5 protein-coding genes are annotated in these 5,583 nt (G+C 71.4%); 4 read left to right on the forward strand and 1 reads right to left on the reverse strand.

Translation table 11 applies throughout. From position 1 onward, the window contains the following. From A9O63_RS17730 to A9O63_RS17745, 4 genes are all read left to right on the forward strand, one after another. A partial coding sequence (locus A9O63_RS17730; protein WP_069333107.1) for an FAD-binding protein occupies window positions 1-896 on the forward strand: 896 nt, incomplete at its 5' end. Window positions 897-908: 12 nt separating this feature from the next. After that, window positions 909-2,210, forward strand: coding sequence for a glycolate oxidase subunit GlcF (glcF, locus tag A9O63_RS17735; protein ID WP_069333108.1), 1,302 nt, complete (start codon window positions 909-911; stop codon window positions 2,208-2,210). 51 nt (window positions 2,211-2,261) lie between these two features. Continuing rightward, entirely contained in the window at window positions 2,262-3,062 is an 801-nt protein-coding gene (locus tag A9O63_RS17740) for a trypsin-like serine peptidase (protein WP_069333109.1), read from the forward strand. 283 nt (window positions 3,063-3,345) lie between these two features. Beyond that, window positions 3,346-3,822, forward strand: a complete 477-nt coding sequence (locus tag A9O63_RS17745; protein ID WP_009563062.1) for an Hsp20 family protein — start codon at window positions 3,346-3,348, stop codon at window positions 3,820-3,822. A 249-nt stretch (window positions 3,823-4,071) separates the two neighbouring features. Here the strand turns inward: A9O63_RS17745 and A9O63_RS17750 are convergent. Next, window positions 4,072-5,583, reverse strand: a 1,512-nt coding sequence (locus A9O63_RS17750; protein WP_069333110.1) for a vWA domain-containing protein, incomplete at its 5' end; no start/stop codon positions are given.

Here is a 5,583-nt window from a genome sequence, read left to right on the forward strand (position 1 = left end):
GCAGCCCGCTCGGGGAGATCGAGGCGATGCTTGCGGCCGAGGGCCAGCGGCTGCCCTTCGAGGCGCCGGACCTGCGCGGGCTCCTCGGGCGGGAGGGCGTCTCGACGCTGGGCGGCGTGGTGGCGGCCAATGGCTCGGGGCCGCGGCGCATCCAGGCCGGGGCCTGCCGCGACAGTCTGATCGGCGTGCGCTTCGTGGATGGCGCGGGGCAGGTGGTGAAGAACGGCGGGCGGGTGATGAAGAATGTCACCGGCTACGATCTGGTGAAGCTGATGGCGGGCAGCCACGGCACGCTGGGCGTGCTGAGCGAGGTGGCCTTCAAGCTGCTGCCGCTGCCCGAGACGGAGCTGACGCTGGCCCTGCCGGACCTCGCGCCGGAGCGGGCCGTGGAAGCGATGGCCGCGGCGCTGGGATCGCCCTTCGATGTCTCGGGCGCGGCGCATTGGCCGGGGCGGGGGACCTTCCTGCGGATCGAGGGGTTCGAGGCGTCGGTGCGCTACCGCGCGGGCAGGCTGCGCCGGCTGCTTGCGGGCTTCGGCGAGGCGGCCGAGGTCGAGAGCCCGTGGGCGGCGATCCGCGACGTGGCGCCCTTCCACGGCCGGGAGGGCGATGTCTGGCGGCTCTCGCTCAGGCCTTCGGATGGGCCGGCGGTGGCGGCGCGGGCGGGCGGCGCGGCGCTCTTCGACTGGGGCGGCGGGCTGGTCTGGATCCTGACGGAGCCCGGCACCGATCTGCGGGCGCGGATCGGCCCCTTTGCCGGCCATGCCACGCTGGTGCGGGGCACGGCGCCGGTCGCGGCCTTCCATCCCGAGCCGCTGCCGCTCGCGGCCCTGGCGGCCAGCCTCCGCGCGAGGTTCGACCCGCGCGGCCTCTTCAACCCCGGCCTCATGGCCTGACGGGAGAGCCTCTTGCAGACGACCTTCACCGACGAGCAGCTGCAGGATCCGGGCGTCGCACGCGCGAACGAGATCCTGCGCGCCTGTGTCCATTGCGGCTTCTGCACGGCCACCTGCCCCACCTATCAGGTGCTGGGCGACGAGCTCGACAGCCCGCGCGGCCGCATCTACCTCATCAAGGACATGCTCGAGGCCGGGCGGCCTGCCGATGCCAAGACGGTGAAGCACATCGACCGCTGCCTCGGCTGCCTCGCCTGCATGACGACCTGCCCCTCGGGCGTGCATTACATGCATCTCGTCGATCATGCCCGCGATCATATCGAGAAGACCTATCGCCGCCCGCTGTTCGAGCGCCTGCTGCGCTGGACGGTGGCGCAGCTTCTGCCCTATCCGGCGCGGTTCCGCGCGGCGCTGCGGCTGGCGCAGCTGGGCCGGCCCTTCGCGGGGCTGGTGCCCGACGCGCGGCTGAAGGCCATGCTGGCGCTGGCGCCGCATCATGTGCCGAAGCCCTCGCCGAACGACCGGCCGCAGGTGTTCGAGGCCAAGGGGCCGAAACGGATGCGGGTGGCACTGCTCACGGGCTGCGCGCAGCGGGCGCTCGACACCGACATCAACGATGCCACGATCCGGCTTCTGCGGCGGATGGGCTGCGAGGTGGTGATCCCGAAGGGCATGGGCTGCTGCGGGGCGCTCACCCATCACATGGGCCGGGCCGAGCAGAGCCACGGGCTGGCTTCGACCAACATCCGCGCCTGGATGGCGGAGAAGCGGGCGCGGGGGCTCGATGCGATCGTGATCAACACGAGCGGCTGCGGCACGACGATCAAGGATTACGGCCATATCTTCCGCAACGATCCGCTGGCGGCGGAAGCGGCCGAGGTTTCGGCGCTGGCGCTCGACGTGACCGAACTGCTCGAACGGCTGGGCCTGCCCGAGGGCGCGCCGAAGGGGCTGCGGGTGGCCTACCACTCGGCCTGCTCGCTCCAGCACGGGCAGCGCATCCGGCAGGCGCCCAAGGAGCTTCTGGCCCGCGCGGGCTTCGAAGTGACCGAGCCCGCCGACCCGCATCTCTGCTGCGGCTCGGCCGGGACCTACAATCTGCTCCATCCCGAGATTTCGGCCGAGCTCAAGGCGCGCAAGGTGGCGACCCTCGAAGCGCGGAAGCCCGATGTGGTCTCGGCGGGCAACATCGGCTGCATCATGCAGATCGGCTCGGGGATAGGCGTGCCGGTCGTCCATACGGTCGAGCTTCTGGACTGGGCGACGGGCGGCCCGAAGCCGCGCCGTCTGGAGCTCGGCAACGATCCGCCATGAAAAGGCCATGAGCGGAGCCTAGCCCGAGGGGCCATGGCTTCCGGAGCATCCATGCGCATCCTCACGATCCTCGGGCTGATCCTCTGGCTTGCGGGGCCCGCCCCGGCGCAGGAGGCGCGGCTGAAGAGCCTCGAGACCGGGGACGACAGCCGGGGCTGGGAGGCGGTGGGCAAGCTTCTCCTCGGCGACCGGGGGTTCTGCACCGGCGTGCTGATCCGGCCCGGTCTCGTGCTGACGGCGGCGCACTGCCTCTACGACAAGGAGACCGGCGCCCGGATCGAGACCCATGCGCTCGAGTTTCTGGCGGGCTGGCGGAACGGGCGCGCGGCGGCCTACCGGACGGTGCGGCGGGCGCTTGCCCATCCCGACTATGTCTTTTCCGGCAGCGAACCGGCCGAGCGGGTGCGGTTCGATCTGGCCCTGCTCGAACTCGACCGGCCGATCCGGCTGCCCTCGGTCCGGCCCTTCGGGCTGGAGCCGGGCGCCCTCACCGGCGACCGGGTGGGTGTCGTCTCCTATGCGCAGGACCGGGCCGAGGCGCCGTCGCTGCAGGAGGTCTGCAGCGTGATCGGACGGCTGCCGGGCGCGCTGGTCCTGTCCTGCGCGGTCGATTTCGGCTCGTCGGGCGCGCCGGTCTTCATCCTGCGCGAGGGCATGCCGCGGCTCGTCTCGATCGTCTCGGCCAAGGCGGAGCTGGACGGCAGGCCGATCGCGCTCGGGACCGACATCGGCGATCCGCTCGAGGACCTTCTGGCCGAGCTCGACCATGCTGGCGGCCAGATCCGAAGGGTCGAGCCGCTGGTGCGGATGGAGGGGGGCGGGGCGAAGTTCGTGCGCCCCGAGCTGCCCTAGGGGACGCGGGCCAGCCTCTGGCGGCTTCCCTGGGCCGGAGGCGCGATCCTCTGGCGGGGCGGGACCCGTCGCCAGCGCCGGGCGGCTTCAGGCTTCCCCGGGCCGAGGGCGGCCGTGAGGCGCTCCGGCGTCAGCCGCGCCGGCTTTCGGGTGGGCCGGCGAGGGCTCTTGAAATGGCCGCGGCGCCTGCCCAGATTCCTCCTGCCGGGTGCCACAACGGGCCCGGCGTCTGGTCCGTCCCCCGGTGGGAGGACCGCACAGCATCGCTTCTTGGAGGATGACCATGCGTAGCTATGATTTCTCGCCGCTCTACCGCGCCACCGTCGGCTTCGACCGGATCGCCGACCTGATGGACCGCGTGATGACCAGCGAAGTCGCCCAGCCCACCTATCCGCCCTACAACATCGAGAAGACCGCCGAGAATGCCTATCGCATCTCGATCGCGGTGGCGGGCTTCACGCCCGACGAGCTGGCCGTCGAGGTCAAGGAGAACACGCTCCATGTCGGCGCCCGGAAGGCCGCGGACGAGGCCGAGCGGACCTATCTCCACCGCGGCATCGCGACCCGTGCCTTCGAACGCCGCTTCGCGCTGGCCGATCATGTCCGCGTCTCCGGCGCCACGCACGAGCACGGGATGCTGCATATCGATCTGGTGCGCGAGACGCCCGAGGCGCTGAAGCCGCGCCGCATCGAGATCGCCCGCGGTGATCTCGGTGGGACCAAGTCCATCGAGGCGGTCAAGGAGCCGGTCGAGGCCTGATCTCTCTGTCGATGTCGTCCGGGGGGCGCGCCGCAAGGCGCGCTCCTTTTGCTGTGTGCCCTTTGCGGCCAAAGACCCCGCCATTCGCGAAGCGCGGATGGCACGACCGCTGCCATGCGCAGGAAGCCTCCTCGACAGGGGCAGGCTCGTGCGCCCGCCCGTCGAGAGTGCCTGCCGCTCCTGCTTCGATGCGCTTCGCAGGCGGCAGGGATGCAGCGGCCGGAGAGAGGCGCCCGAAGGCATCCGCCGTCAGCGGCTGAGGCTCTCGGCCAGGCGCATCAGCTGAACCGCCTCTACCCGGTAGCCGAAGGGGTCGGCCCCGCGCGCGCCGTCGGCCAAGGCGATGGCCTCGTCCCAGCCCCACGCGCCGAGCTTGTCCGATCCGCGCAGAAGCTCGCCGAAGCCCGCGATGGCGGTGGAGAAGCGCACGTCCTCGGACCCCTCGGTCAGCATGTCCGGGATCGGCGTGTCGATCAGGGTCGACGTGCTCTCGCCCGGCGCCTTGTAGCGCAGCCGCAGAAAGCCCAGCTCGTCGCCATGCGCGCCCTCGGGCGGCTCGGCGCCGTAGCGCAGGGGATCGGTCAGGCGCGCGGGGCTGTCCGCAGGCGTGATCTCGTAGATCGCCGTCACCGAATGGCCGGCGCCGATCTCGCCCGCATCGACGCGGTCATTGGCGAAATCCTCGCGGCGCAGGTCGCGGGTCTCGTAGCCGATGAGCCGGTATTCCGCGACGCGGGCGGGGTTCCACTCCACCTGCACCTTCACATCGTCGGCAATGGGAAAGAGCGCGCCGCCGAGCTGGTCGACCAGAACCTTCTGCGCCTCGTTCAGACTGTCGATATAGGCGGCCTGTCCGTTGCCGTTCTGCGCCAGCGCCTGCATCGTCGCATCGTCGAGATTGCCGCGCCCGAAGCCCAGCACCGAGAGATAGACGCCGGTATCGCGCTCGTGCGCCACGAGGCGGGCCAGCTCCTCCGGGTCGCTGATCCCGAGGTTGAAGTCTCCGTCGGTGGCCAGCACCACGCGCGTGACCTCGCCCGCGCCCGCCATTTCAGCGGCGGTCCGGTAGGCCAGCGCCAGCCCCTCCTCTCCCGCGGTCGATCCGCCGGCATCGAGCCGGTCGAGGGCGGAGAGGATCGTGCTGCGCTGGTTCGCGGGCGTGGGCGCCAGCACCTGGCCCGCCGAGCCGGCATAGGTCACGATGGCCACCTGATCCTCGGGACGCAGGCGGCCGAGCATCAGCCCGAACGACTGCTTGAGCAGCGGCAGCTTCGCCGGATCCTGCATCGATCCCGACGTGTCGATCAGGAAGACGAGGTTCAGCGGCGGCCGGTCCTCGATGGCGGGCATCCTGCCCTGCAGCGCCACATGGACAAGCCGCGTCTCGGGGTTCCAGGGTGTCCGGGTGACGGAGAGGCTGGGGCGGAAGGGGGGCGTGCCGCTTTCCGGCGCCGGATAATCGTAGGGGAAGTAGTTGATCATCTCCTCGATCCGCACCGCCTCGCGCGGGGGAAGCTGCCCGGCCCGCAGGCTCGAGCGGAGGATGGCGTAGCTCGCCGTATCCACGTCGATCGAGAAGGTCGAGACGGGATCCTCGGCGGTCACGCGGAGCGGATTGTCGGGCGCGTTCGCGTAGGCCTCGCTGTCGCCCGAAGGCAGGGCGCGCGCGGGGGCCTCGGCCGCCTGCTTCGAGAGGGCGAGATCCGGCGCGGGCGGCGCGGCCATGGGCATCGCCTCGTCGGCGGCGAAGGTCTGCGGGGC

It is taken from the genome of Cereibacter johrii (genome assembly GCF_001720585.1).
GTDB classification, from domain to species: domain Bacteria; phylum Pseudomonadota; class Alphaproteobacteria; order Rhodobacterales; family Rhodobacteraceae; genus Cereibacter_A; species Cereibacter_A johrii.

Excerpts from the sequence above, each read along its gene's own strand:
- A9O63_RS17745 (WP_009563062.1), top strand. The coding sequence starts at position 3,346 with ATGCGTAGCTATGATTTCTCGCCGCTCTACCGCGCCACCGTCGGCTTC.
- A9O63_RS17740 (WP_069333109.1), top strand. The coding sequence starts at position 2,262 with ATGCGCATCCTCACGATCCTCGGGCTGATCCTCTGGCTTGCGGGGCCC.